This is a genomic window from Clostridium sp. NkU-1, assembly GCA_001312405.1.
In genome coordinates, this window is the sequence record BBDR01000003.1 from 242084 (window position 1) to 266021 (window position 23938).

At 46.1% G+C, this 23938-nt stretch carries 24 protein-coding genes and 8 pseudogenes; 21 read left to right on the forward strand and 11 right to left on the reverse strand.

Annotated elements, in window-relative coordinates:
* The first annotated feature begins 383 nt into the window (after window positions 1–383).
* From JCM10519_RS27095 to JCM10519_RS27110, 4 genes and pseudogenes are all read left to right on the forward strand, one after another.
* Complete coding sequence (locus tag JCM10519_RS27095) at window positions 384–1004, forward strand: cation-transporting P-type ATPase (protein WP_347843347.1); 621 nt, start codon at window positions 384–386, stop codon at window positions 1002–1004.
* The gene (locus JCM10519_RS27100) at window positions 988–1452 is read left to right on the forward strand and encodes a hypothetical protein (RefSeq protein ID WP_347843348.1); all 465 of its coding nucleotides are present in this window, start codon (window positions 988–990) and stop codon (window positions 1450–1452) included. Before JCM10519_RS27095 ends, JCM10519_RS27100 begins: the two co-directional genes overlap by 17 nt.
* A complete protein-coding gene (locus JCM10519_RS27105; RefSeq protein ID WP_347843349.1) occupies window positions 1334–2608 on the forward strand; it encodes an HAD-IC family P-type ATPase in 1275 nt (424 codons plus the stop codon). Before JCM10519_RS27100 ends, JCM10519_RS27105 begins: the two co-directional genes overlap by 119 nt.
* 13 nt (window positions 2609–2621) lie before the next feature.
* Window positions 2622–3032: pseudogene (locus JCM10519_RS27110) on the forward strand (cation transporting ATPase C-terminal domain-containing protein); the annotation flags it as partial.
* Between the two features lie 66 nt (window positions 3033–3098).
* Here JCM10519_RS27110 and JCM10519_RS06650 read toward each other — a convergent pair.
* Window positions 3099–3491: an iron dependent repressor, metal binding and dimerization domain protein gene (locus tag JCM10519_RS06650; RefSeq protein WP_054738461.1), complete on the reverse strand. Its 393-nt coding sequence runs from the start codon at window positions 3489–3491 to the stop codon at window positions 3099–3101.
* Window positions 3492–3832: 341 nt separating this feature from the next.
* Between JCM10519_RS06650 and JCM10519_RS27115 the strand changes: the two genes are divergently transcribed.
* The 7 genes from JCM10519_RS27115 to JCM10519_RS27135 all read left to right on the forward strand — a co-directional run bounded on the left by JCM10519_RS27115 (window position 3833) and on the right by JCM10519_RS27135 (window position 7586).
* On the forward strand, window positions 3833–4069 hold the full coding sequence (locus tag JCM10519_RS27115) for a hypothetical protein (RefSeq protein ID WP_347843350.1): 237 nt from the start codon (window positions 3833–3835) through the stop codon (window positions 4067–4069).
* Between the two features lie 12 nt (window positions 4070–4081).
* Window positions 4082–4378 carry a 4-vinyl reductase gene (locus tag JCM10519_RS27120; RefSeq protein ID WP_347843351.1) on the forward strand — a complete coding sequence of 99 codons (297 nt, stop codon included), beginning with the start codon at window positions 4082–4084 and terminating at the stop codon, window positions 4376–4378.
* A gap of 3 nt (window positions 4379–4381) precedes the next feature.
* The gene (locus tag JCM10519_RS06660; RefSeq protein WP_054738348.1) at window positions 4382–5614 is read left to right on the forward strand and encodes a diguanylate cyclase; all 1233 of its coding nucleotides are present in this window, start codon (window positions 4382–4384) and stop codon (window positions 5612–5614) included.
* Window positions 5615–5695: 81 nt separating this feature from the next.
* On the forward strand, window positions 5696–6061 hold the full coding sequence (locus JCM10519_RS27125; RefSeq protein ID WP_347843352.1) for a DNA adenine methylase: 366 nt from the start codon (window positions 5696–5698) through the stop codon (window positions 6059–6061).
* The gene (locus JCM10519_RS06665) at window positions 5955–6746 is read left to right on the forward strand and encodes a DNA adenine methylase (RefSeq protein ID WP_347843483.1); all 792 of its coding nucleotides are present in this window, start codon (window positions 5955–5957) and stop codon (window positions 6744–6746) included. The genes JCM10519_RS27125 and JCM10519_RS06665 overlap by 107 nt, the downstream gene beginning before the upstream one ends.
* Window positions 6737–7162, forward strand: coding sequence for a DNA adenine methylase (locus tag JCM10519_RS27130; RefSeq protein ID WP_347843353.1), 426 nt, complete (start codon window positions 6737–6739; stop codon window positions 7160–7162). The genes JCM10519_RS06665 and JCM10519_RS27130 overlap by 10 nt, the downstream gene beginning before the upstream one ends.
* A complete protein-coding gene (locus JCM10519_RS27135) occupies window positions 7140–7586 on the forward strand; it encodes a DNA adenine methylase (protein WP_347843354.1) in 447 nt (148 codons plus the stop codon). The genes JCM10519_RS27130 and JCM10519_RS27135 overlap by 23 nt, the downstream gene beginning before the upstream one ends.
* A 455-nt stretch (window positions 7587–8041) precedes the next feature.
* On the opposite strand, the gene JCM10519_RS06680 is transcribed toward JCM10519_RS27135, so the two are convergent.
* From JCM10519_RS06680 to JCM10519_RS06715, 9 genes and pseudogenes are all read right to left on the reverse strand, one after another.
* Complete coding sequence (locus JCM10519_RS06680; protein ID WP_347843355.1) at window positions 8042–8662, reverse strand: HAD-IC family P-type ATPase; 621 nt, start codon at window positions 8660–8662, stop codon at window positions 8042–8044.
* 10 nt (window positions 8663–8672) lie between these two features.
* Entirely contained in the window at window positions 8673–9338 is a 666-nt protein-coding gene (locus JCM10519_RS06685) for an HAD-IC family P-type ATPase (RefSeq protein ID WP_054738351.1), read from the reverse strand.
* 20 nt (window positions 9339–9358) lie between these two features.
* Window positions 9359–9904 (reverse strand): hypothetical protein, encoded by a 546-nt coding sequence (locus JCM10519_RS06690; RefSeq protein ID WP_054738352.1) that lies wholly within the window; start codon window positions 9902–9904, stop codon window positions 9359–9361.
* Window positions 9861–10247 carry a hypothetical protein gene (locus JCM10519_RS27140; protein WP_347843356.1) on the reverse strand — a complete coding sequence of 129 codons (387 nt, stop codon included), beginning with the start codon at window positions 10245–10247 and terminating at the stop codon, window positions 9861–9863. Before JCM10519_RS27140 ends, JCM10519_RS06690 begins: the two co-directional genes overlap by 44 nt.
* A gap of 135 nt (window positions 10248–10382) precedes the next feature.
* Window positions 10383–11479 (reverse strand): annotated as a pseudogene (locus JCM10519_RS06695) (ABC transporter substrate-binding protein).
* Between the two features lie 12 nt (window positions 11480–11491).
* A pseudogene (locus JCM10519_RS06700) lies at window positions 11492–12282 on the reverse strand (ABC transporter permease).
* Window positions 12282–13094, reverse strand: a complete 813-nt coding sequence (locus tag JCM10519_RS06705; RefSeq protein WP_054738353.1) for an ABC transporter permease subunit — start codon at window positions 13092–13094, stop codon at window positions 12282–12284. The pseudogene JCM10519_RS06700 and the gene JCM10519_RS06705 overlap by 1 nt, the downstream one beginning before the upstream one ends.
* Complete coding sequence (potA, locus tag JCM10519_RS06710) at window positions 13087–14163, reverse strand: spermidine/putrescine ABC transporter ATP-binding protein (RefSeq protein WP_054738354.1); 1077 nt, start codon at window positions 14161–14163, stop codon at window positions 13087–13089. Before potA ends, JCM10519_RS06705 begins: the two co-directional genes overlap by 8 nt.
* Before the next feature lie 17 nt (window positions 14164–14180).
* Window positions 14181–14715 (reverse strand): annotated as a pseudogene (locus tag JCM10519_RS06715) (helix-turn-helix domain-containing protein).
* 313 nt (window positions 14716–15028) lie between these two features.
* Between JCM10519_RS06715 and JCM10519_RS27145 the strand changes: the two are divergent.
* The 6 genes and pseudogenes from JCM10519_RS27145 to JCM10519_RS06735 all read left to right on the forward strand — a co-directional run bounded on the left by JCM10519_RS27145 (window position 15029) and on the right by JCM10519_RS06735 (window position 18876).
* A complete protein-coding gene (locus JCM10519_RS27145) occupies window positions 15029–15466 on the forward strand; it encodes a beta-propeller fold lactonase family protein (RefSeq protein ID WP_347843357.1) in 438 nt (145 codons plus the stop codon).
* Entirely contained in the window at window positions 15436–15876 is a 441-nt protein-coding gene (locus JCM10519_RS27150; protein ID WP_347843358.1) for a beta-propeller fold lactonase family protein, read from the forward strand. Before JCM10519_RS27145 ends, JCM10519_RS27150 begins: the two co-directional genes overlap by 31 nt.
* 44 nt (window positions 15877–15920) lie before the next feature.
* Window positions 15921–16085, forward strand: coding sequence for a hypothetical protein (locus JCM10519_RS27155; RefSeq protein WP_347843484.1), 165 nt, complete (start codon window positions 15921–15923; stop codon window positions 16083–16085).
* Between the two features lie 121 nt (window positions 16086–16206).
* Window positions 16207–17340 (forward strand): annotated as a pseudogene (gene aroC, locus JCM10519_RS06725) (chorismate synthase).
* 206 nt (window positions 17341–17546) lie between these two features.
* Window positions 17547–17983: pseudogene (gene rpiB, locus JCM10519_RS06730) on the forward strand (ribose 5-phosphate isomerase B); the annotation flags it as partial.
* Window positions 17984–18013: 30 nt separating this feature from the next.
* A pseudogene (locus tag JCM10519_RS06735) lies at window positions 18014–18876 on the forward strand (NAD(P)-dependent oxidoreductase).
* Here the strand turns inward: JCM10519_RS06735 and lepB are convergent.
* On the reverse strand, window positions 18857–19489 hold the full coding sequence (lepB, locus tag JCM10519_RS06740) for a signal peptidase I (protein WP_347843359.1): 633 nt from the start codon (window positions 19487–19489) through the stop codon (window positions 18857–18859). The pseudogene JCM10519_RS06735 and the gene lepB sit on opposite strands and share 20 nt — an antisense overlap.
* Before the next feature lie 310 nt (window positions 19490–19799).
* Between lepB and JCM10519_RS27160 the strand changes: the two genes are divergently transcribed.
* The 4 genes and pseudogenes from JCM10519_RS27160 (at window position 19800) to JCM10519_RS06755 (ending at window position 23933) form a co-directional block, all read left to right on the forward strand.
* On the forward strand, window positions 19800–20441 hold the full coding sequence (locus tag JCM10519_RS27160; RefSeq protein WP_347843360.1) for a DUF3810 family protein: 642 nt from the start codon (window positions 19800–19802) through the stop codon (window positions 20439–20441).
* Window positions 20344–20849, forward strand: a pseudogene (locus JCM10519_RS27165) (DUF3810 domain-containing protein). Before JCM10519_RS27160 ends, JCM10519_RS27165 begins: the two are co-directional and overlap by 98 nt.
* 281 nt (window positions 20850–21130) lie before the next feature.
* Window positions 21131–23263: a 1,4-alpha-glucan branching protein GlgB gene (gene glgB / locus JCM10519_RS06750; protein WP_347843361.1), complete on the forward strand. Its 2133-nt coding sequence runs from the start codon at window positions 21131–21133 to the stop codon at window positions 23261–23263.
* A 73-nt stretch (window positions 23264–23336) separates the two neighbouring features.
* Entirely contained in the window at window positions 23337–23933 is a 597-nt protein-coding gene (locus JCM10519_RS06755) for a mechanosensitive ion channel domain-containing protein (RefSeq protein WP_347843362.1), read from the forward strand.
* The last annotated feature ends 5 nt before the right edge of the window (window positions 23934–23938 follow it).

Sequence of the window (23938 nt, forward strand, 5' to 3'; positions counted from 1 at the left end):
TTATAAGATGATTTAAGTAACGGCAAATAATCCAAATATTACCAGAAAAGCTGTAGTAACATCCACAAAACATACGGTAATAGCATATATTGTTAAGTATGGTTGACTTTTCTTCAGACATCAGATAAACTGAATGTGTATGTTAAAATTAATAAAAAGGAAGTGAAACAATGGAAGGCAGCCCTCGAAGTCATATAGATGACTTCAAACCCCAGTATGAAAATATAAATCAATATACCGGCGCTTTAAGCGGGCTTTTGTCCATTGTTTTTGATAAAAATGGGCTTTATTAGCCTATGCTTTTAACGCCGTCTGTTGGGACGGCTTTTTTTATTGCTATTTTATTTTCATTGGGGAATCATAATAAAGAAAGGATGATTCCAATGAAATTCATGAGAAAGAAAACAATCAGCACTCAGATCCAGAAAAATAGACTCGACACGGAAAAAAAGCTCAGAGCCTATGCGTTTCTTGAGGAAAAAATGCTCCTGTCAACCCTTTCCGCTTCAAAGACCGGCCTTACCAATGAGGAGGCTCAGGAAAAACAGGATGAATTCGGGGCAAATGTTATTACTGCAGGAAATAAAGATACCATGCTTCACAGGCTGAGAGAGGCGGTCATCAATCCCTTTAACGTTATTTTGCTGGTCATTGCGGCTGTTAATTATTTCACAGACGTCATTGCTTCCTCGAAGCCTGATTACCTCACTGTTTCCATTATCATTTTCCTGGTGCTTGTCTCAAGTCTGGTTGCCTTTGTCCAGAATCAGCGTTCCAATGCCGCTGCGGAAAAGCTTTCAGAGATGATTTCCAACAAGGCAGATGTGTGGAGAGATGGGAAATTGACCGAGATCCCTATGGATGAGGTGGTTCCGGGAGACGTTGTCAAGCTTTCTGCGGGACATATGCTTCCGGCAGATGTGCGGTTTTTGTCTACCAAGGACACTTTTTTTAGCCCAGGCAGCCCTTACCGGCGAGTCTGCTCCTGTGGAAAAATTTTCTGACGGGGACAATAAGCCTGACGACGCATTAACAGATTTACAGAATATCGGCTTTATGGGATCCAATGTGGTAAGCGGAAGCGCTACGGCAGTGGTTCTGGCAACCGGCAATAACACTTATTTCGGCTCCATGGCCCAATCCTTATCAGGCGATAAGGCCAAGACCAGCTTTGAGCGGGGAGTGGAATCTGTCAGCGGGCTTTTGGTCAGAAGGATGCTTGTCATGATTCCGGTGGTATTTTTGATCAATGGCATTGCCAAAGGTGACTGGGCAGGAGCGCTTCTTTTTTTCCATCAGTATTGCAGTTGGCCTTACGCCGGAAATGCTGCCCATGATTATGACCTCCACCCTGGCAAAGGGAGCGGTTTCCATGTCCAGGCACAAGGTGATCGTCCGCACTCTTGGAGCGATACAGACCTTTGGAGAAATGGATGTGCTCTGCACCGATAAGACAGGAACCCTTACCGAGGATAAGGTGGTCCTGGAAAGATACATGGATTTAAATGGGGATGAGGATACCAGGATTCTGCGCCATGCTTACTTAAACAGCTATTTTCAGACCGGCCTTAAGAACCTCATTGATTTAGCCATCATAAACCGTGCGGAGCAGAACGGACTGGAGAATGTTTTAAGCTCTTACCGGCGAATTGATGAAATCCCTTTTGATTTTACACGGCGCAGGATGAGCGTGGTATTAACGGATCAAAAGGGAAAGCTCCAGCTGATCACAAAGGGAGCTGTGGAGGAAATTCTTGAAATATCCTCCTTTATGGAGATAAACGGGACGGTTCTTCCAATGGATGAGGAAACCCGCCGCGTTGCCATGGCAACCTATGAAAAGTATAATAATGACGGCCTGCGCATGATTGCCGTTGCCCAGAAGAACGAGGTGCCCGGCATAGGGGTATTCAGCGTTGAGGATGAGCGGGATATGGTTTTAATAGGCTTTGTAGGCTTTCTTGACCCGCCAAAGGAGAGCGCAGGCGCCGCCATCGCTGCCCTTCGTGACCATGGGGTAAGAACGGTGGTCCTCACCGGAGACAGCGAGGGCGTGGCGGCAAAGGTCTGCGGCAAGGTGGGCGTAGATGCTTCCACCCTGATGACAGGCCGGGATGTGGAGCAGATGGATGACAAAGAGCTTTTACATGCAGTAGGCATATGCAACCTGTTTGCAAAATTGTCTCCATCTCAGAAGGAACGGGTAGTAAAGGCGTTCCAGAGCGCAGGGCATACGGTGGGTTATATGGGAGACGGCATCAACGATGCGCCGCCCTTACACCAGGCTGATGTGGGGATCTCCATTGACAGCGCTGTGGACATTGCCAAGGAAACTGCCGATATCATTCTTTTAGAAAAGGATTTGATGGTCTTAGAGGAAGGGGTCATAGAAGGCCGCCGCACCTTTGGAAATATCATCAAATATATTAAGATGGCGGCAAGCGGAAATTTCGGAAACATGATTTCCGTTATCGCAGCCAGCCTGTTCCTGCCCTTTCTGCCCATGCTGCCGGTACAGATATTGACCCAGAACCTGCTGTGTGATTTTTCCCAGATGGGGATTCCCTTTGATGATGTGGATAAGGAATATTTAAAAAAAGCCTCATAAATGGGATACAAAGTCCATCAAATCCTTTATGGCTTTCTTTGGCCCCCTCAGCTCTGTTTTTGATATTTTATGCTTTGCGGTTATGTGGTGGGCCATTGGCGCTGATAAAGTGGAGCTTTCCCCATTGTTTCAGTGCGGGTGGTTCGTATTCGGAACCGTGTCACAGGTGCTTGTTATCCACTTAATCCGTACTGAGAAGCTGCCCTTTGTGCAGAGCAGACCTTCTATGCCCCTGTTTTTCTCCACATTTATAGTTGCGGTCCTTGCGCTTTTCATTGGATTTTCAGGTTTTGCCATTGGTCTTGATATGTACCGCCTGCCGGCACACTTTATTCCCTGGCTTGTTTTGATCCTGGCCGGTTATCTTGCAGTCGTGCAGATGATGAAAAAAGTATATATGCACCGTTATAAGGAATGGATGTAACCTTCCTTCAATCATTGAAAGAGCAGCCGGCATATTTTTGCCTGACTGCTCTTTTTGTTTTCCTTTTTATGTTTCTTTGCCGCTGTTTACGTGAGCTTTAATGGCTGCAAAGCTTTCCGCGCTTATTACATGCTCGATCCGGCAGGCGTCATCCAGTGCAGTCTTTTGGGTTACCCCCAGGTCAATCAGCCACTCCGAAAGCAAGGTGTGGCGTTCATAAATCCTTTCTGCTATTTCCAGACCCTTTTCCTGCAAAGTGATGTGGCCGTTTTCGTCTATCCCGATGTACCCGTTTTCCCGGAGATTTTTCATTGCCACGCTGACGCTTGGTTTTGAAAAATCCAGTTCTTCGGCAATGTCTATGGAGCGCACATGGCCGTTGCGCTTCTTAAGCATCAGGATTGTTTCCAGATAGTTTTCGGCAGATTCCTGTATCTTCGTATCATCACCCTCTTTCATAGGATATTTCTTTATTTTAACATGAATCGCCATAGATTTTCAAGATGGCTTCTCCTTATATTGTCTTGTTACTTAATTATTTTGGTTACAGAAAATTTCTGTTACCATTTTTTTGTTGAAATTTGTCGGAATTTTTATTATAATATAATATGGTTGACTTTAATCATTTGGCAGATACCTCATATTGATCAAAAGGTATCCCCTTTAATTGGGTAGTTAAATGAAAAAGCAAGCAGAAAATGGTAATAATCAGGCAAGATATGCTTAAATAATGAATGTACAAGTAACTGACCCAGGGCAAAGCAATCAGGCCGTGCAAGCGAAGATACAGGAGGAGGCATATGTTCAATACGTTTCAGACAGGAGAAGAGAGTAATTTTTCCTGGAACATGATAGGGAATATAGCGGAAGGGAGAAAGAATCTGGGGGAAGAGATGCCCGTCATGATGTACCGGCTGTTCCAGTATTCCTTAAGAGTGAATTGTCAAGGAGATTGGGCGGAGAAATGGCAAGAGAGCTTTTCCGAAGTGCAGGAGAGGTTTCCGGAAGAGAATTTGCCCTGCACATGCTTGATCTGACTCTTCCGCCAAATGATTTCCTTGCATCCCTGCAAAAAAATCCTGGAGGTACATAAGATAGGTATATTAAGAATTGAAAAGTTTGATCCCCATACCGGATATGTGGTTCTGACTGTTGGAGAAGACCTGGATTGTTCCGGGCTTCCTGTGACGGGGGATCAAGTCTGTAATTATGATGAAGGGTTTCTTTCCGGTGTATTAAAGGAATACACGGGAAAGGAATATGTGGTAAAAGAAGTTGATTGCTGGGCCAGTGGTTCACGTGTATGCAGATTTGAGGCCAGTGTCGACCATCGGACGAAGGTGTAGTGGATGACAGAAAAAGATGCTTCTGTTCTTTTGGAGCAGATCCGCAATATCATTTTAAATAAGCCGGTTTCCGGGGAGCTGGAGGAGAAAACGCAGGTGTTTTCAGACCTGGAGCAGGCAGTTTTCTATCTTTCTCACTGTCTCATGGAATCCAACGAGTTTCTTAAGAATCTGGCGGAAGGGAACTTAGACGTTCCTCTGCCTGACCGCCATAATTTCCAGGCAGGAGAATTAAAACAGCTTTATGCCGCCTTAAAGCATTTAACGTGGCAGACCGGCCAGGTGATTAAGGGAGATTATAAGCAGCGGGTGAATTTTATGGGCGACTTTTCCCGGGCGTTTAATGAGATGGTGGTCAAGCTGGAGAAAAGGGAAAATGAGTTGAAAGAGCAGGCGGAAAAGATCAAAAGGTTTAACAGGCTGCTGATATCCATCATGGACAGCCTGAAGGAATGGGTCGTAGTTATTGATGAAGAGAATGGGTCGGTATTATATACCAATGAAGCGGCCAGAAGGCGGTTTTATGACCCTGGGACAGGGCAATATGCCTGTGGGGAAGAGGACTGTCTCCTAATGGACCGTATCAAGTCCTATGCCGGACTGGAGCAGGAGCTGCGGTATGAATTCAAATGCGCCCGCAATAAGACTTTTCAGGTAAAATCCTATTCTTTGATGTGGGAGGAGAAAAAGGCAGTGGTACATCTTGTGACAGATATTACATATCAGAGGGAAAATGAAGCCTTCTTAGAGGTCATGGCTTATAAGGATGAACTGACCGGACTGGATAACCGGCGCAGCGGCCTGCGCACCATTGACTCTTATATCCAGAAAGGCATTCCATTTTCCCTTTGCATGATCGACATGGATGGGCTGAAAAGCATCAATGACCAGTTCGGCCATTTGCTCGGAGATGAATATATAAAGTCTGTTTCGGAAGCGTTAAAGGAATCTGCCCGGGATATTGACTTTACCTGCAGGTTCGGAGGCGATGAGTTTATCATGCTGTTCCGGGATTGCGAGAAACAGTCGGCAGAGGAGAGGATGGATCTTATCGATAAGAAGCTGTCTGATGCTGAGTTAAACTATCCAATGTCCATAAGCTATGGCGTGGTTTACATTGCAAAGGGGACGGACCTGTCTCCGGAAGCTGCTTTAAACATGGCAGATGAACGGATGTACTGCTTTAAAAGGCAGCGGAAACAGATAAATAACGGGCCAGGCGGTGAAGGAATTTAGAAAGCTCAACTTTTCTTGTGTTTTTTTATGATTTTACATTATAATAAAAGGCAGGTTAAATGAAATAGGAGCAAGAAAAGAATGAGATTTATTGGAAGCAAGACATTGCTGCTGGACCAGATTAAGCATGTGATTGATGAAAAGGCGCCGGGAGCGGAGAGCTTTTGTGATATATTTTCTGGAACCGCAGCGGTTGCCAGATATTTTAAACAGTGGTACCAGGTCTGTTCCAATGACCTGCTGTACTTTTCCTATGTGCTGCAAAGGGCTACCGTTGAAAATGACAGCGTGCCAAAGTTTATCCGTTTGCAGGAAGAAACCGGGATCAAGGATCCTGTGGATTTTTTTAACGGCAGGGAAAAAAAAGGATTTAGAGGAGCTTCAAAAGGAGCGCCGTTTTTTTCAGAACACCTATGCGCCTGCAGGCGGCCGCATGTATTTAAATGATGAGAACGCCCTGCGCATTGATTTTGCCAGGTGCACTGTGGAGGACTGGAAGGCTGCCGGTCTTTTAAGTGAGGATGAGTATTATTATCTGATCGCCTGCATTGTGGAGGGGATCCCTTTTGTTTCCAATACCTCAGGAACCTATGGGGCGTTCCACAAGGTCTGGGAGAGACGAAGTTACAAACAGTATGAGCTGTACCGGCTTCCCGTGATCCACAACGGAAAGCAGAACCGCTCCTTCAATGAAAACGGTGTGAGCCTTTTAACACGCATAGAGGGGGACATCCTCTACATTGATCCTCCCTATAATGCGCGCCAGTATCTTTCCAATTACCATGTCCTTGAGACAGCTGCCAGATATGATTATCCAGTGGTGAGGGGAGTTACGGGGCAGCGGCCGGACGGAGGGCAGAAATCAGAGTTTTGCATGAAGAATAAAGTGGTTCCGGCGTTTGAGGAACTCCTTGAGAATGCGCGGTTTAAGCATATCATATTAAGCTACAGCACGGACGGGCTTATGACGGTGGATGAGATTGAGGAAGCCATGAAAAAGCATGGAAAGCCGGAAACCTTCCAGATCTATGAGATTCCTTACCGGAGATATAAGAGCCGGAAGGTGAAGGAAACAGAGCGGTTAAGAGAGCTTTTGTTTTACATAGAAAAGCAGGTGCCGCCATGTACATAAAAAGTCCCCTGAATTATACAGGGGGTAAATTTAAGATCTTAGAGCCCATCTTTCAGGCATTTCCAAAGGATATCCGCACATTTGTGGATGTCTTTGCAGGAGGCTTTAACGTAGGGATCAATGTGGAGGCTGAGCAGATCATCTGCAATGACCAGATCACGTATCTGATTGAACTGTATCAGATGTTCCGTTCCACGGATATCAAGGAGATTCTTAAGAGGATTCAGGGCCTGATCTCAAGATATGAGCTGACCCAGCAGAACAAGGAAGGGTATTATGCCCTTCGCTCCGATTATAACAAAACAAAGGATTTAACAGAGCTGTTTGTGCTTGCCTGTTATGCGTTTAACCATCAGATACGCTTTAATAACAGCCATGAGTTCAATTCCCCCTTTGAGGAACAGAAGCTCCTTTAACGGCAATATTGAAAAGAATCTGACGGAGTTCTGTAAGGCTCTCCATGAGAAAAACGTTGAGTTTTCAAACCTGGACTTTACAGAGCTGGATTTTTCCGGCCTGGGAGCGGAAGACCTGGTTTACTGCGACCCGCCTTATCTGATCTCAACGGGGAATTACAACGATGGGAACCGGGGATTCAAGGACTGGAAGGAAGGAGAGGAGCGGGCACTTTTGGAGCTTTTGGACCGGCTTCATGAGAAGGGCATCCGTTTCGCCCTGTCCAATGTTCTGTATCATAAAGGATTGTCCAATGACCTCTTAATTGAGTGGAGCAAGGGGTATCAGGTCCATTATATCGATAATACCTATTCCAACTGCAGTTATCAGTTTAAAGAACGGAATGCGGTCACGGTTGAGGTGCTGATCACCAATTATTCATGAAGGCTGTGCTTTAGAATAAGGTTCCTATTGGATTATGAAAGGGGAAGCCGCTTAAAGGCTTCCCTTAATTAATGTTTTAAATAATTTCTTTATCCTGGAATAAAAGCCGGAATATATTCTTCTTTTCCCGCTTCTGTCTCTGCCTACATGCATTGCTGCTGCTTTTATCAACATTTCTTATTCACGGACACTCCGCTTTGGCCAGCCGGCAGTTTTTAATATATGATATGCCTCAACCGCCTTATGGCAGACATTACCCAGAAAGCTATGAACATGATAGCTGAAATACACAAGGGGCATATAAAAAAATACGTTCCGGCTGAATAAACTGGATAACATAAACAAATCGCCCAAAAGTGCGAAGCACAGGATAAAGCTGCAGATTAGACCAATTAACAGCCATTGAATGCGCTTCGTATACGGCTTTGCCAACTGTGCCAGCTGGTAAAAGCCCATTACCCTATTAGGAAGACGACCATGGTCGAGGATTCCGTTGTGGGGATATGAAAGAGAATGCTGGCTGATTGTATATAAAGTGTATTAAAAACAACTGTTATTGCGGCAGGAATTGTATGTTCTAAAATATTAGTAAGCAGCTTTCCCTCTGGCCGGGAGTAATTTGCCTGCAGTGCCAAAAAGAATGCTGGTATGCCAATCGTAAGTTCATTAATCGGCATCATTTGCAGCGGCGCAATCGGATAGGGATATGGAATAAAAATATAAATCAGGGTAAGCAAAACAGAGTAGACTGTCTTTAAAAGAAAAATTGCTGCAACTTTTTCAATGTTATTGATCACCCTCCGCCCTTCCTTCAGAACGTCAATCATTACACTGAAATCGTCAGTTATTAACACGAAATCAGAGGCGGAGCGGGCAGCATCGCTTCCGCCAACCATTGCAACGCTGCAATCGGCTTCGCGCATTGCAAGAATATCGTTTACACCATCTCCGGTCATACATGCTGTATGGCCATTTTTTTTCAATCCACGGATCAGCTCCCGCTTTTGCTGGGGCGTCACATGGCCGAATATGGTATATTCTTTGGCGATAGCTGCGTAGTCAGCTTCATTTTCCACCAGGCTCATATCAATGCTTTTTTTCTGATCCTGGGATTCCGGCCTTTTCTGCAACTGCTCGGACCGTATGGGGATTATCTCCGGAAATCACTTTTAGAATCACACCTTCCTGTAAGAAATACCGGAAGGTCTCATTTGCATTCGCCCGCAGATGGTCAGAAAGAATCAAAAGCGCAAAGCAGCTTAGTTCCTCTGGAAGCTTCTCTTCTGAGATAGATAGAGGAGAATGTGCAAGGCACAGTACTCTGAACCCCAAGGCGGCCTCTGCATTGGCCTGTTCTAGAAAATCTTTATTACTGCCCCTGAATACGATATTTGGTGCACCAATGATATAGCTGCCCTTTTCTTTAAAAGTAGCACCGCTCCACTTGCGCTCCGAGGAGAAAGGTAAAATTACGTCAGCAGCCCAATTTTCAGTTTTCCCAAATGCTTTGGTCAATGCTTCGGCTGTTGCATTTTTGTCTTCCAAAGTCCCCATTAGCTCAGATACGGCTAATTCCACCTCTTTTTCAGAGCCATCGGAATATAGTTCCAGCCTTTCAAACTGTAGTGATCCGTCTGTTATGGTTCCTGTTTTATCCAAACACAGCACATCTGTTCGGGCTAAGGTTTCTATACTGTGTAATTCCTGGACCAGTGCCTTTCTTTTTGCCAGTTTAAGCGCTCCAACAGTCATAGTGACACCAGTTAATAAGATCAGCCTGCCGGTATCATGCCCAGCACAGATGCTGACGAGCCCAGCACGGCAGTCTCCAGCGTATCTCCAAGCAAAAAATATTTCATATAGAATAACGTGGTGCCCAGCGGCAGTATCACAATGGTCAAAATCATGATAATGCGGTTTAAGGTACGCAGAAGCGGAGGGACCTGTTTTTTGCTCTTTTTGGCCTCCGCGGTCAGAGAGTGAGCATAGCTGTTTTCTCCTATGGCAATTATTTGAGCATAGCCGTGTCCGCTGGTCACATAACTGCCCGATAGAAGCGTATCGCCCTTTGATTTTTGAATTCTGTCCGCCTCTCCGGTCAGAAGGGATTCATCTACTTCAAGCCGCTCCGAAGAAATAACCATGGCATCTGCGCATACCTGGTTACCAATAGCCAGTATCACAATATCGTCGAGTACAATCTCATCCTGTGCCACTGTATATTCCGCTCCATCCCGGATTACGGTTACATGTGCCTTGGCTAATACAGATAGTTTATCTAATCCGCGTTTTGCCCTCAATTCTTGAAAAATACCCATACACGTATTGCTTACGGCGATCCCAAGAAAAAGTATATTTTCCGGATGCCCGACAATGACCAGAATTACCGCCAGGAAAACATTGATGAAGTTGAAAAGTGTAAAAATATTTTTTTGAAATAATACCGGGGATTGTCGGGGTCAGACCTGTTCTCTGTACATTCACGGCCCCTGCATTTATACGGTTACGGACTTGTTCGGCAGTTAGTCCGATACTGATATCAGGATTGCAGTGTTTTAAAGATTTGTAAGTTTTATTTATTAATAACCCTTTGTCTTTTCTATCTTTCATAAGATGATCACCATTATAATTTATATATAACTTGGTCGTTAACTGGTCCATAAGTCTTCCAATTAGGTTTCCCGTTTTTTTCGGTGAGTTAAACAAACGTTCCTTTACTTGCAGATGAAGGCACAGCCTTAATAAAAAAAGAGCGAAAATCTTCGCTCTTTTTACTGTATTCCCATCTCCTGATGGTTAATTGGATTTTACTTCTTTCCAGGCTTCATTGTAAATGGAATCCACCTGATCCCCAAGATACTTATACACTTCGCTGTTCTTTAAAGAATCCACATCCGGGAAAACAGCTTTGTTATTCTGCAATTCCGTGTCAAGCAAATCAAAGGCTCCCTTGTTTGGAGTAGGATAGGTGATGTATTCAAAGTTCTTTTTTGCAATATCAGGACGGCAGAGGAAGTTGATCCATTTCTCTGCATTCTCCTTGTTGGGAGCATTGGCGGGAATGACCCAGGAATCCAGCCAAAGGTTGGTTCCATCCTCAGGGATCACGTATTCCAGGGAGTAGTCAAGGCCAAGGTCCTTTACTTCATTCTGGATGTAAAGCATTTCTCCGGAATAGATGACACCTACGGCAGCTTCGCCGCCGATCATTTTATCCCTGACCTGGTCGATGACATAGGCCTGGACCAGAGGCTTTTGCTTGATCAGCAGTTCCTTTGCTTCCCTGATCTCTTCCTCATTGGTGGTGTTGGCGGAATAGCAAGGGATTTTAATGCCACCATAAAGGCATCCCGGACGCTGTCCTGCATGAGGATATTGTTCTTAAACTTTTCATCCCAAAGGTCGGACCATTTGGTCGGAACGTCTTTCGGGTCTACCATGCTGGTGTTATAAAGGATTCCCACGGTTCCCCAGCAGTATGGAACGGAATATTTGTTTTCCGGGTCAAAGCTCTTTGACATCTCCTGGTATCTGGGATCAATCTCCTTTATATTAGGAACATTGTCAAAATTGATTTCTGCCAATAGATTATTTTCGATCATTTTCTGGATCATATAATCGGAAGGGCACACCGCGTCATATTTTACGCCTCCTGCCTCAATGACAGGATACATCTCTTCATTGGTTTCAAACATATCATAAACGACCTTGATCCCGGTCTCTTTTTCAAATTCCTGGATAACGGATTCATCAATGTATTCTCCCCAGTTGTATACGTAAACCTCTCCGGCGCTTCCTGATTTGGGGGCGGATTTTCCGCAGCCGCTTAAAAGGGAGAGGGTAAGAGCACACAGGGAGCCGACTGCCATGATCTTAGATAAAGTTTTTTTCATGTATTTGTTCTCCTATTGTTTTTTACGCTTTGGTGCAAAGTTGGTAATGAGTAACAGCACCAGCACCGTGATAAAGATGATGGTTGACAGCGCATACATGGAGGGCTTGATCCCCCGGCGCACTTCGCTGTAAATTAAGGTAGAAAGAGTATTGATACCGGCTCCCCTGGTAAAGTGTGTGATGATAAAATCATCAAGGGACATTGTAAATGCAAGGAGAAAACCGGAAAGCACGCCCGGAAGGATATCCGGGAACACCACCTTGAAAAATGCGGAGACCGATGTGGCTCCTAGGTCCATGGCGGCTTCATAGGTGCTTTTATCTGTTTGCTTTAACTTGGGGCTGACGCTTAAAATGACATACGGTATGTTAAAGGTAATATGTGAAATCAAAATGGTCTGAAAGCCCAGGGAAATTCCAAAGGCAATAAATGCCAGCATAAGAGAGATTCCTGTAACAATATCCGCATTCAGCATGGGGATGTTGGTAATGCCCATGAGAAGGGATCTGGGGACCCGTTTCATGCTGTTAATGGCAATCGCTGCCGCAGTGCCTATAATGACCGCAATCAGGGAAGACAGAAATGCGATCAGCAGCGTATTGTAAAGGGCTGTCATAATGGTGCTGCTTGAGAACAGCTCTGTATACCATCTTGTGGTAAAGCCGCCCCACTGGTACGGGATTTGGAGCTGTTAAAGGACAGCACAGCCATGGTGGCAATGGGGGCATACAAAAATACCATAATAATCACCAGGTAAAAATCCTGAATAAAACGTTTAATAAATCCAGTCTTGCTGTTCATCAGAATGCCGTTCCCTCCCCGTTCTTATCATATTTGGCAATAAGCGCCATGCTGATCAGAATGAAAATCATCAGAACCAGGGAAAGGCCGGAGCCTAAATTCCAGTTGCTTCCCTTGGTAAACTCCTGCTCGATCACATTGCCGATCAGAAGAATCTTGCTTCCTCCCAAAAGGTTTGAGATAACGAATGTGGTAAGAGCCGGCACAAATACCATGGTGATCCCGCTGACAATGCCGGGGATGCTTAAGGGAAACAGGATACGGAATAAAACCTGGACCGTGTTGGCCCCTAAATCCCTGGCAGCGTTTATCACGTTGTCGTCAATTTTCATCAGGACATTATATATGGGGAGAACCATAAACGGCAGAAAGTTGTAAACCATGCCGAGGATAATGGCTCCCGGTGTATTGATCAGATTCTGGTTAGGCAGATGGAGTGCGTTCAGCACGCCGTTTATAACGCCGTTCTTTTCCAGCAAAGTCTGCCATGCCAGGGTCCGAAGCAGGAAATTCATCCACATGGGAAGGATGAAGATAAAAACGATAAAGCTTCCCTGACCCATTCCCCTGGAACGCAGAACCATGGCCAGCGGATAAGCAAGGATCAGGCATAAGGCTGTGCTGATAAAGGAAAGCCCCAGGGAAAGCCAAAGGGCTTTTGAGTGCTCCGCCGTTGTTACGGAGAGGATATTTGCCAGGGTAAAGGCCCCGGACCGGTCCGTCAGCCCGTAAAACACAATCAGCGCCAGCGGGATCAGGATGAAGCCAATCATCCACATAATATATGGGCCGGATAATAATTTTTTATTCATTGATTCCCACAGCCTCCTCATCCTCGGATGTCGGCTTGTTCATGATCTGAATGTCGAAGGGATTTACGTGGATGCCCACCTTCTGTCCCACCGGGAACATATCCGTGCTGTGTACCAGCCATTCAAAGCCGTCAGGCGAGGTCACTTCCATTTCATAGTGAACACCCTTGAAAATCAAATGGGTCACAGTGCCTGTCAGTGTGCCTTCCTCAGGAGCTACCAAATCAATATCCTCCGGGCGTATAACCACGTCAACCGGGGTATTGGTTCCAAAGCCCTTATCAACGCAGACGAATTTGGCATGAAAGATCTCCACCAGCTCATCCCGGACCATAATTCCGGGCACAATGTTGCTTTCGCCGATGAAGTCCGCCACAAATGCGTTTTCCGGTTCATTGTAGATGTTTTCCGGGGAGCCCATCTGCTGGATATAACCCTGGTTCATGACCACGATGGTATCGGACATGGTCAGGGCTTCTTCCTGGTCATGAGTAACGTAAATAAAAGTGATGCCCAGCTCGTTTTTCAGCCGGATCAGCTCATACTGCATATCCTGGCGGAGCTTTAAGTCCAGGGCTCCCAAAGGCTCATCAAGGAGAAGGACCCTTGGTTCGTTTACGATTGCCCTGGCAATGGCGATCCGCTGCTGCTGGCCGCCGCTTAAGGAGCTTACGGAGCGGTTTTCATAGCCGTCTAAGTTCACCAGCTTTAAGGCATATTTGATCTTATCCTGTATATAAGTCTTTGGCTTATTTTTAATTTTTAATCCAAAAGCGATGTTTTCTGCAATGGACATGTGATTAAACAAAGCATATTTCTGGAAAACCGTGTTAAGCTGCCGCTTGTTGGGAGGCAGATTGGTAATATCCTGCCCGTCAAAAATCACCTTTCCCTGGTCAGGGCTTTCAAAACCGCCGATAATCCGAAGAGTTGTGGTTTTGCCGCATCCGCTGGGTCCTAACAGGGTAACAAATGCGTTCTCCTTTACGGAGAGGTTTAAATCATCCAGTACCATAGTACCGTCAAAACTTTTTGTGATATTTCGTAAATCAATTAATGGCTGACCCATAACCCTTTATCCTCCTGTCAAAAGCTCGGCGGGGAACTGACCCAGATAAGGGCAGCGCCGGCCTTGCTGCTTAAGTAATGTTTTTTTGTCTGATACAAAGTAAAAGGATTCCCCTTTTTTAGCTTTGTATGTTTTATTTCCTATATGAATGGAAATATTACCCTGTAGCACATAGCCGAATTCTTCGCCCTCATGAGGATTATCCGGATAGGTCTCCCCGCCGGCCTCCAGGGTGAGAAGGATCGGTTCCATCATGTTTTTCTGCGCATTGGGAATAATCCATTTGATTGTATTCTTAAGTTCTGCATCGTGCTTTTCAAAGTAATCGGTTTTTCCGAATACGATCTGTTCCTCAGGGCTTTCATTAAAGAACTCGCCCACAGAGGTTCCAAGGCATTGCAAAATGTCCAAAAGGGTAGCAATGGAGGGAGAGGTCAAGTCCCTTTCCAGCTGGGAGATGAACCCCTTTGACAGCTCTGCGCGGTCAGCCAGCTCTTCCTGGGTAAGTCCCTTTAAGACCCGAAGCTCTTTTAGTTTTGTACCGATATCCATATGCTCCTCCTTTTTGCTAATGATAAGCTGAAAGTTTACCTATACTAACTGACGATAAAATTAATTAAAAAGTTTAGTAATGATAAACAAGCAGCAAGATACATTATACTGTTTTTTTCTTTGTATGTCAATAGTTTTTAAGGAAGTTTTTCCTTAACAAACAAGGAAATTTATGATATGATAGTTTCAGGTTATGCAAGGAAGTTCGATTGGCCTAAAAGCTTGTCGAACGGCTGATTTTCTGAATTAAGGCTTTACCAGGAATTGTCTTTATTCAGAGAGTTATGCTAAGGAAGAAATCAGGAGGAAATGTATGATGAAAGGCAAGTATATGGCTTATGTAGGTTCTTATTCCTACAACGGACAGGCAAAGGGGATTACCGTATACGATGTTGATGTGAAAGAGGGCCGTTTTATTCCAAGATGCGAGGTTGAAGTTGATAATTCTTCTTATGTGATCGCTTCTAATGATGGAAAGACCCTGTACTCCATCGCAGACGAAGGGATCGTATCCTTCCGCATTCATGAAAATGGGGCGATTACAAGGCTTAATTCAGCCAATATAAAGGGAATGAGGGGCTGTCATCTGTCTACCGATGCAGAGGACAAGTATATCTTTGTATCAGGATATCATGATGGAAAGTCCACTGTGCTGCGGCTGAATAAGGATGGCTCTATAGGAGAGATCGTGACCGGAGTGTTCCATAAAGGCTTGGCAGTGTGGCGGAGAGAAATTTCCGTCCCCACGTGAGCTGTACCAGGAGAACTCCTGACGGAAAATTTATCATGGTGGCTGATTTGGGGATTGACCAGGTCAAAATTTACCGTTTTAATGAGAAGGACGAGGAGATGATCCTTGTGGATGCCCTGCACTGTGAGCTGGAATCCGCTCCCAAATGCTTCCGCTTCAGCTCAGACGGAAGGTTTTTCTATCTCATTTCCGAGTTAAAGAATGTGATCGACGTGTTCACCTATGAGACAGGGGAGCGCCAGCCAAAGATTGAGAAGATACAGACAGTTTCCACCACCGGCCCCAAGCACAGCCAGCTGACTGCGGCGTGTTCTATGCGCATGTCCAATGATGAAAAGTATTTATTCTGCGGCAATGCCGGGGACAATTCCGTTTCGGTTTACAAGCGGGACAAGGACACAGGCTTTTAGAAGCCTTATGCTGTCTTCCCATAAGCGGCAGCTATCCTAAGGATATCTGCGTTTTACCGGATGATAAGCATATTGCTTCCATCAACCATGAGTCAGGCAGTATCACCTTCTTTACGGTTAATTATGAGAAAGGACTTCTGGTCATGAACGGCAAGGAAATCAAGGTCAATGAACCAAATAGCTGTGTGATCGTGAAAGTAAGCAATTAAAATACCTTACAGGCATACCTCTGTGCCCGGAAAACATGGGCAGGGAAGAGGAAACACCTTACAGGCATACCTCTATGCCCAGAAAGCGTGGGCAATTGAGAGGAAAGGAGAGACATAATACATGGCAGGATCAACACTGGGGACAATATGGAAGGTGACAACCTGGGGGGAATCTCACGGAAAGGCAATCGGCGTTGTATTAGACGGCTGTCCGGCAGGACTTAACCTGGAAGAGGCAGATATCCAGGAATACTTAGACCGGAGAAAGCCAGGGCAGAGCAAATTTACCACAAAGCGCCAGGAGGCCGATCAGGTGGAGATTTTGTCCGGAGTTTTTGAGGGAAAGACAACGGGAACTCCCATTTCCATGGTGATATGGAATACGGACCAGCGCTCCAGGGATTACGGAAACATCATGGAGGTCTACCGTCCTGGCCATGCGGACTTTGCCTTTGATGAAAAATACGGAATCAGGGATTACCGGGGCGGCGGCCGTTCCTCCGGAAGGGAGACCATAGGAAGAGTGGCAGCCGGTGCTGTTGCCGCCTGTTTTTTTAAAGAGCCTGGGAATTACCGTGACCGCTTATACCAGATCCGTTGGGCCTTATGAGGTAAAGGCAGACCATTTCAACATAAAAGAGAGAGATAATAACCCCCTTTTCATGCCTGATAAGGAAACAGCGGCCCTTGCTTCCGAATACCTGGAAGAGATGATGGGAAAACTGGATTCTGTAGGAGGCGTGGTGGAATGCGTCATTGACGGTGTTCCGGCCGGAATCGGCGATCCGGTATTTGAAAAATATGATGCGGCTCTTGCAAAGGCGGTCATGTCCATTGGAGCGGTCAAGGGCTTTGAGATCGGAGACGGCTTTGGAGCAGCCAGAGCCCTGGGATCCCAGAACAACGATGGATTTTGTGCGAATCCGGGAAAGGGCATTGAAAAGACCTCTAACCATGCAGGAGGAATCCTTGGAGGGATCAGCGACGGTTCCCAGGTGGTTCTGCGCGCGGCATTTAAGCTACCCCATCTGTGGCACAGCCCCAGAAGACAGTGACGCGCCAGGGAGCGGAAACGGAGATTCAGATTAAGGGGCGTCATGACCCTATTGTTGTTCCGCGGGCAGTGGTGGTAGTGGAAGCCATGGCAGCGCTTACCACCGCAGACTTACTGCTTGCCAACATGGCCTCCAGAATGGACAGGATCCATGCCTTTTACGGCCGGTCATCGGCTTTGGAAGGTGACTTGGAAACTTGATAAAATCCGGCATTTATGATATGTTAAATGCCGGATATATTTTACGCGGTAATGAACGGAACAAATATGCCTGCATGTTCATTCGGCGAATGCCGCGGCAGCTAAGAAAACCCACAAAGCGTGTTTTTCTTAGTTTACTCAGACAACGGTATGGCGGACATGTCTGCATGTTCTGCCGGCAATGACAGAATAACAGGAGAATGACGATGAAGATTGCAATGGGAAATGACCATACGGCCATAGAAATGAAGAATTACATTAAGGAATTTGTAGAGAGCAAGGGATATGAGGTGATCGACTTTGGAACCAATTCCACAGAAAGCTGCGATTATCCGGAGTATGGGGAAAAGGTAGGACACGCTGTTGCAGACGGAGAAGCTGATTTGGGAATCGCAATCTGCGGAACAGGAGTGGGAATCTCCCTTGCCTGCAATAAAGTCAGAGGGATCCGGGCCTGTGTCTGCAGTGAACCCTATACTGCAAAGCTTTCCAGAATGCACAATGATTCCAATGTGCTCTGCTTTGGAGCCCGTGTCATTGGCGTGGAAATGGCAAAGATGATCACGGAAGAATGGCTGGATGCCAAATACGAGGGCGGAAGCATCAGCGCCGGGTGGATATGGTAATGGATATCGAAAAAAAGAAGCTAAAAAAATATGGGAGGGGGAAACATATGAAAAAGATCGGGTTTATCGGAATTGGAATTATGGGAAAGTCCATGGTGCGCAATTTAATGAAGGCCGGTTATGAGGTGGCAGTATACTCAAGAACCAGGAGCAAAGCAGAGGATGTCATTTCAGAGGGAGCCGTATGGTGCGAAGATGTGAAGGCCTGCTCCAAAGGCAGGGATGCGGTCATCTCCATCGTAGGATATCCTAAGGATGTGGAAGAGGTCTATTTCGGAGAAAATGGGATCATCGCAAACGCAGACAAGGGAACCTGCCTGATTGACATGACCACCACAAGCCCAAAGCTTGCTGTGCGGATTTATGAGGAAGCAAAACAGGCAGGGCTAAAGGCCCTGGATGCCCCGGTGACAGGAGGAGATACCGGCGCAAGAGAAGGAACCCTTACCATATTGGCTGGAGGAGAGAAGGATACTTATGACCGCTGCCTTCCTGTTTTTGAAGCAATGGGAAAGGCCATCCAATATGAGGGAAAGGCCGGAAACGGCCAACATACCAAAATGTGCAATCAGATTGCCATTGCAGGAGCCCTTTCCGGAGTCTGCGAGGCAATGGCCTATGCAAAGGCCAATGGCCTTGACGTAGGGACCATGGTGGACTCCATCGCTACCGGTGCAGCAGGAAGCGCCCAGTTAAATGCAATGGCTCCCAGAATCCTTTCCGGGGACTTTGCCCCAGGGTTCTTTATCAAGCATTTTATCAAGGACATGAAGCTTGCAGCTGAGGAAGCGGAAGATGCCGGCATACGGCTTGGTGTGCTTGATTACGTACTTTCCATGTATGAAACCATGCTGCCTCTGGCCATGAAGACGAGGGAACACAGGCTTTGGTCAAATATTACCAGTGGTAAGAGATATATAAAAACGCAGGCAGAAAAGCGGCCTGCGTTTTTTTCTTATTGAATTTTTTTTAATGGAAGGGAAATACCGGAACAGAACCTTTGCAATGATCTTGTCTTTTTCCACGTATTTATGTTTCCATCTTCTTGCATCTGCGGAGAAATTCCGGTTGTCCCCAAGCATGAAGTAACAGTCTTCCGGCACTTCATAATGGGCGTCAGGCTCCGGTTCCATTGGCTCCGGAAGATAAGATTCCTCAAGAGGCGTTTCGGAATTATTTAAATATACCTTTCCGTCCCGGATATCGATGATATCACCCGGAAGGCCGATGACACGTTTTACGTAATAGGTCTTACCGGTAGGATCATCTGGAAAATGGAAAATAGCTATATCGCCCCGCTTTGGGTCGCCAAAATAATAGGATAGCCTGGAGCCGATGACCCGGTCCCCTGTCATAATGGTCTTTTCCATGGATCCGCTGGGTACCCTGCTGTTTGCGATGATAAAATTATTGAGCAAAAACGCAATGACAGCTGCAGTAATGATGATTTTGATCCAACTGATGATTTCTTCCCTCCAGCTGAACGGTTCCCGTTCTTTTGGCATGTTATCGTCTCTTTTCATATGATCTCTTCTTTTCCTTATTATTGTCCACGTTTTCTGGGCATAAAGGTATACCCGCAGGGTGTCCCCTTCCTGGTGGTCCCATTACAAAGTTTAAATGAGATTGATTTATAACGCAAGGGGTTTTACAAAATGGTAAGAAAATATTCACAAATACTCTACGGATTGTCCATAAAATCACGATATAATGAACGCAAGAGAGCGAAGATGAATTTGTTCATCGGCGCGAAGGCTGAATGCCGATCATGAACCACAGGTTTATGATATCATGATTTACAGATAAAAAAATCACAGCAGGGGGAGCCGGATCATGGAAGGGAGAAGCCGGAATCAGGATAGGAGACTTATTGCAGCTTCCGCATTAATGTTTGCAGTTTCATTGCTGCTTCAGATGCTGGCAAGAAAGGTTCCGGGATTTGGGGACTGGTACGCCAGACGGGTTTACCGGTTTGTGGTAGGAAGCGTGGGAAGGCTGTCCGGGGGATTTTCCTTTGCACTTGTGGAGGCCGGCACTTACCTGCTTCTTTTGTATATTATTTATTACGTCTTTACCCACCGTAAGGAGGGGAAAAAGATCCTCATAAGAGCCGTGTTTCTTGTTACCGGCCTTTTTTTACTCTTTACAGTTAATTGTGGGATCAATTATTACCGGAAACCGTTTTCCAGCTATTCGGGGCTGGATGTGAGAATGTCTTCCTTAGAGGAACTAAGAAGCCTCTGCCTTACCCTTACAGATGAGATAAACCGGATATGCAGGGAAGGCTTGGCAAATGAAACGGATTTAAAGCGCCTGGAAAAAGAAAGTGTGAAAGCCATGAAAAGCCTGGGAGAGGCTTATCCGGAGCTGGCAGGCTATTACCCGCCGCCCAAGGCTCTCCTGTGGTCTTACTTTTTTTTCGGTTCAGCAGCTTTGCGGCCAGTACTCCCCTTTTACGGTGGAGGCTACTTATAACCGGTCCATGCCGGCTTACAACATTCCCCATACTGTCTGCCATGAGCTGTCCCATTTAAGAGGGTTCATGAGAGAGGATGAGGCCAACTTCATCGGATATCTGGCCTGCATCGGCTCTGATGATGCCGCATTCCGTTACAGTGGATACTTGACCGGCTGGATTTACGCCACCAATGCCTGGCAAAGGCGGACCAAGAGGCATACGCAGAAATCTGTGGGTCGCTCAGTGAAAGGGCCTGGGAGGATTTAAGGTACAACAATGAATTCTGGGGGAAATACGAGGGGAAGACTGCCGAGGTTTCCAACTTGATGAACGATACTTATTTAAAGCTCAACAGCCAGTCCGATGGGGTAGGCAGCTATGGCAGAATGGTTGATTTAATGCTGGCCTATGCACGGTTTAAATAAGCCTCAATTCCAGTAAACTATTGAAAATTACGTGCCCCGGTGATAAAATATTTTCATAAAGAGGGACCAGGAGGAGCCATGTATGGATGGAAAATTATATGATTTGATGGATTGGGCCGGCATTGAAGAAGTTGTATATTCAGAAGCAGCGAATCCCCACGAGATTCTGGGCCCGCACGTAACAGAGCAGGGGCTGCTTATCCAGGCATTTATTCCTACGGCTGAAGCGGTGAATGTCCGGTTTAGGGAAAGCGGTAAGGAATATCCTATGGAGCTTGCAGATGAAGCCGGCTTTTTGCGGCTCTCATACCGCGCAAAAAGCAGAAGCTTATACTCTGCTGATCACTTACGACAATGGGACGTCAGAGGAATGTCTGGATCCCTATTCCTTTCCGCCTTTCTATAAGTCGGAAGATATCAAAAAGTTTGAATCCGGAATTCACTACAGCATCTATGAAAAGATGGGGGCGCACCCCATGTCTGCAGGCGGAGCGGAAGGGGTATACTTTTCCGTGTGGGCTCCATGCGCCATGCGTGTCAGCGTGGTTGGGGACTTTAACCTGTGGGATGGCAGGCGTCACCAGATGAGGAGGCTTGAGGATTCCGGTATTTTTGAATTGTTCATTCCCGGCTTAAAGACAGGAACCATATATAAGTATGAGATAAAGCATATGGATGGAAATCCCCAGCTTAAAAGTGATCCCTATGCCAATTACTGTGAGCTGCGCCCTGATAATGCTTCCATTGTCTGGGATATTAACCAGTATTCCTGGAGCGACCAGGAATGGATGAAAAAGAGGGCGGGGATTGATTCCAAGCAAAATCCCATGTCTGTTTATGAGGTACATTTAGGCTCCTGGCTCCGGAAGGAAGCGGAGCTTGATGAAAGCGGAGCGGCAGTTGTTGGTTCTGAATTCTACAATTACCGCGAAATTGCAGAAAAGCTTGCAGAATATGTTAAAGATATGGGTTACACCCATGTGGAACTCCTTCCCATCATGGAGCATCCCCTTGATGCATCCTGGGGCTATCAGGTGACCGGGTATTATGCGCCCACCAGCCGCTACGGAACGCCGGATGATTTCATGTATTTCATGGATTATATGCACAAACAGGGCATCGGCGTGATTTTAGACTGGGTTCCGGCTCATTTTCCAAGGGACAGTTTTGGACTTGCCAGCTTTGACGGAACCTGTGTATATGAGCATAAGGACCCAAGGCAGGGGGCACATCCCCATTGGGGAACTTTGATTTATAATTACGGAAGACCTGGGGTCAGCAACTTCCTCATTGCCAATGCCCTTTTCTGGGCGGACAAGTACCATGCGGATGGAATCCGTATGGATGCGGTGGCTTCCATGCTGTACTTAGATTACGGCAAAAATCCGGGAGAATGGATTCCCAATATTTATGGCGGCCATGAAAACCTGGAAGCTGTGGAATTCTTAAAGCATTTGAATTCCATATTCAAGGGGCGAAAGGATGGGGCGGTTCTGATTGCGGAGGAATCTACGTCATGGCCCAGAATCACCACTGATGTAAAGAATGAAGGCCTGGGCTTTGACTATAAATGGAACATGGGCTGGATGAATGATTTTATCGGCTACATGCAGTATGATCCTTACTTCCGGAAGCATCATTATGGAGAGATGACCTTCAGCATGCTCTACGCATACAGCGAGGATTTTGTTCTTGTTTTCTCCCACGATGAGGTGGTTCATGGAAAAGGTTCCATGATGGGGAAGATGCCGGGGGAGACCCTGGAGGATAAGGCGGCGAATTTAAAGGCTGCCTACGGCTTTATGATGGGACATCCCGGTAAAAAGCTTCTGTTCATGGGTCAGGACTTTGCACAGATCAGTGAATGGAATGAAAATAAGAGCCTTGACTGGGAGATTCTTGAGTACCCCCTTCATAAACAGATACAGGATTACGTAAAGGCCTTAAATTATCTTTATAAGAGCCAGCCGGCCCTGTATCAGATGGATTATGATCCGGATGGCTTTGAGTGGGTGGAATGCACGGATTCCAAGGACAGCATTGCAGGCTTTTTAAGAAAGGCAAAGAAAAAGGAAGAAACCCTTCTTATCCTCTGCAATTTTGATACAATGCATCATGAGAAATATCCGGTAGGGGTTCCCTTTGAAGGAAAATACAAGGAAATCTTAAACAGCGATGACAAGGCCTTCGGAGGACAGGGCCGGGTAAATCCCCGGGTAAAAACCTCTAAGAAAAAGGAGGCAGATGAAAGGCCGTATTCCATAGAAATTACCGTGGCTCCCTTAAGCATCATGGTCTTTACCTGCACTCCAGAGAAAAAGAAGCCGGCTTTGGCTGGGAAGAAGGCTAAGAAGCCCGCATATACTAAAAAGGCAAAGGCTGAAAGAAAAAGCCTTTCAGCCCAGAATTTATAAATCAAAGGGATATGCCTTCATATCCGAAAGATTGATTGGTACTTAAAAATTAAAAGGATCAGGAGGTTTTCAAATGATATTCCATATGGTTTCCGGTGTGCTTCCGGGAGAGTCCCTGGCGGATCTCCAGCAGGAGGTACAGGAAAACTTAAACCAGCTAAAGCCTAATGTTATGCTGGAAACCTTAAAGGGCTGGGCCCCCGGGCTGATTGCATTCGGGATAAAGCTTTTAATTGCCCTGGTGATTTTTTTCATTGGTTCCAGGATCATTAAGATCCTGCACAATATGCTGAACCGCTCCTTTAAGAAGGTGGATATGGAGGTCAGCTTAAGGAAGTTCCTTCTGTCCGTTTTAAACGCCGTCATGTACTGCCTGCTGGCTTTTATCATAGCAGGGCAGATCGGGGTGAATTCGGCTTCCATTGTGGCCTTGCTGGGATCCGCAAGTATTGCCGTGGGTCTGGCAGTCCAGGGAAGCCTGGCCAATTTTGCGGGCGGAGTGCTGATCCTTCTTATGAAGCCGTTCCGGGTAGGGGACTATATCGTATCTAAGGATGGGGAAGGTACGGTCCGTACCATCGGGCTTGTGTACACGGTTTTGAACACAGGAGATAATAAGCAGGTGGTCATTCCCAACGGGACCCTTTCCAATTCTCCCTTACCAACGTGACAGCC

Bases quoted from the DNA above. Each gene is read 5' to 3' on its own strand.
- JCM10519_RS06755 (WP_347843362.1), top strand. From the start codon at position 23,337: ATGATATTCCATATGGTTTCCGGTGTGCTTCCGGGAGAGTCCCTGGCG.
- JCM10519_RS27130 (WP_347843353.1), top strand. From the start codon at position 6,737: ATGTACATAAAAAGTCCCCTGAATTATACAGGGGGTAAATTTAAGATC.
- JCM10519_RS06660 (WP_054738348.1), top strand. From the start codon at position 4,382: ATGACAGAAAAAGATGCTTCTGTTCTTTTGGAGCAGATCCGCAATATC.
- potA (WP_054738354.1), bottom strand. From the start codon at position 14,163: ATGGGTCAGCCATTAATTGATTTACGAAATATCACAAAAAGTTTTGAC.
- JCM10519_RS27125 (WP_347843352.1), top strand. From the start codon at position 5,696: ATGAGATTTATTGGAAGCAAGACATTGCTGCTGGACCAGATTAAGCAT.
- JCM10519_RS06685 (WP_054738351.1), bottom strand. From the start codon at position 9,338: ATGACTGTTGGAGCGCTTAAACTGGCAAAAAGAAAGGCACTGGTCCAG.
- JCM10519_RS27095 (WP_347843347.1), top strand. From the start codon at position 384: ATGAAATTCATGAGAAAGAAAACAATCAGCACTCAGATCCAGAAAAAT.
- glgB (WP_347843361.1), top strand. From the start codon at position 21,131: ATGAAGCCGGCTTTTTGCGGCTCTCATACCGCGCAAAAAGCAGAAGCT.
- JCM10519_RS27145 (WP_347843357.1), top strand. From the start codon at position 15,029: ATGATGAAAGGCAAGTATATGGCTTATGTAGGTTCTTATTCCTACAAC.
- lepB (WP_347843359.1), bottom strand. From the start codon at position 19,489: ATGAAAAGAGACGATAACATGCCAAAAGAACGGGAACCGTTCAGCTGG.
- JCM10519_RS27105 (WP_347843349.1), top strand. From the start codon at position 1,334: ATGATTATGACCTCCACCCTGGCAAAGGGAGCGGTTTCCATGTCCAGG.
- JCM10519_RS27140 (WP_347843356.1), bottom strand. From the start codon at position 10,247: ATGGACCAGTTAACGACCAAGTTATATATAAATTATAATGGTGATCAT.
- JCM10519_RS06690 (WP_054738352.1), bottom strand. From the start codon at position 9,904: ATGGGTATTTTTCAAGAATTGAGGGCAAAACGCGGATTAGATAAACTA.
- JCM10519_RS06650 (WP_054738461.1), bottom strand. From the start codon at position 3,491: ATGAAAGAGGGTGATGATACGAAGATACAGGAATCTGCCGAAAACTAT.
- JCM10519_RS27115 (WP_347843350.1), top strand. From the start codon at position 3,833: ATGTTCAATACGTTTCAGACAGGAGAAGAGAGTAATTTTTCCTGGAAC.
- JCM10519_RS27120 (WP_347843351.1), top strand. From the start codon at position 4,082: ATGATTTCCTTGCATCCCTGCAAAAAAATCCTGGAGGTACATAAGATA.
- JCM10519_RS27160 (WP_347843360.1), top strand. From the start codon at position 19,800: ATGGAAGGGAGAAGCCGGAATCAGGATAGGAGACTTATTGCAGCTTCC.
- JCM10519_RS06705 (WP_054738353.1), bottom strand. From the start codon at position 13,094: ATGAATAAAAAATTATTATCCGGCCCATATATTATGTGGATGATTGGC.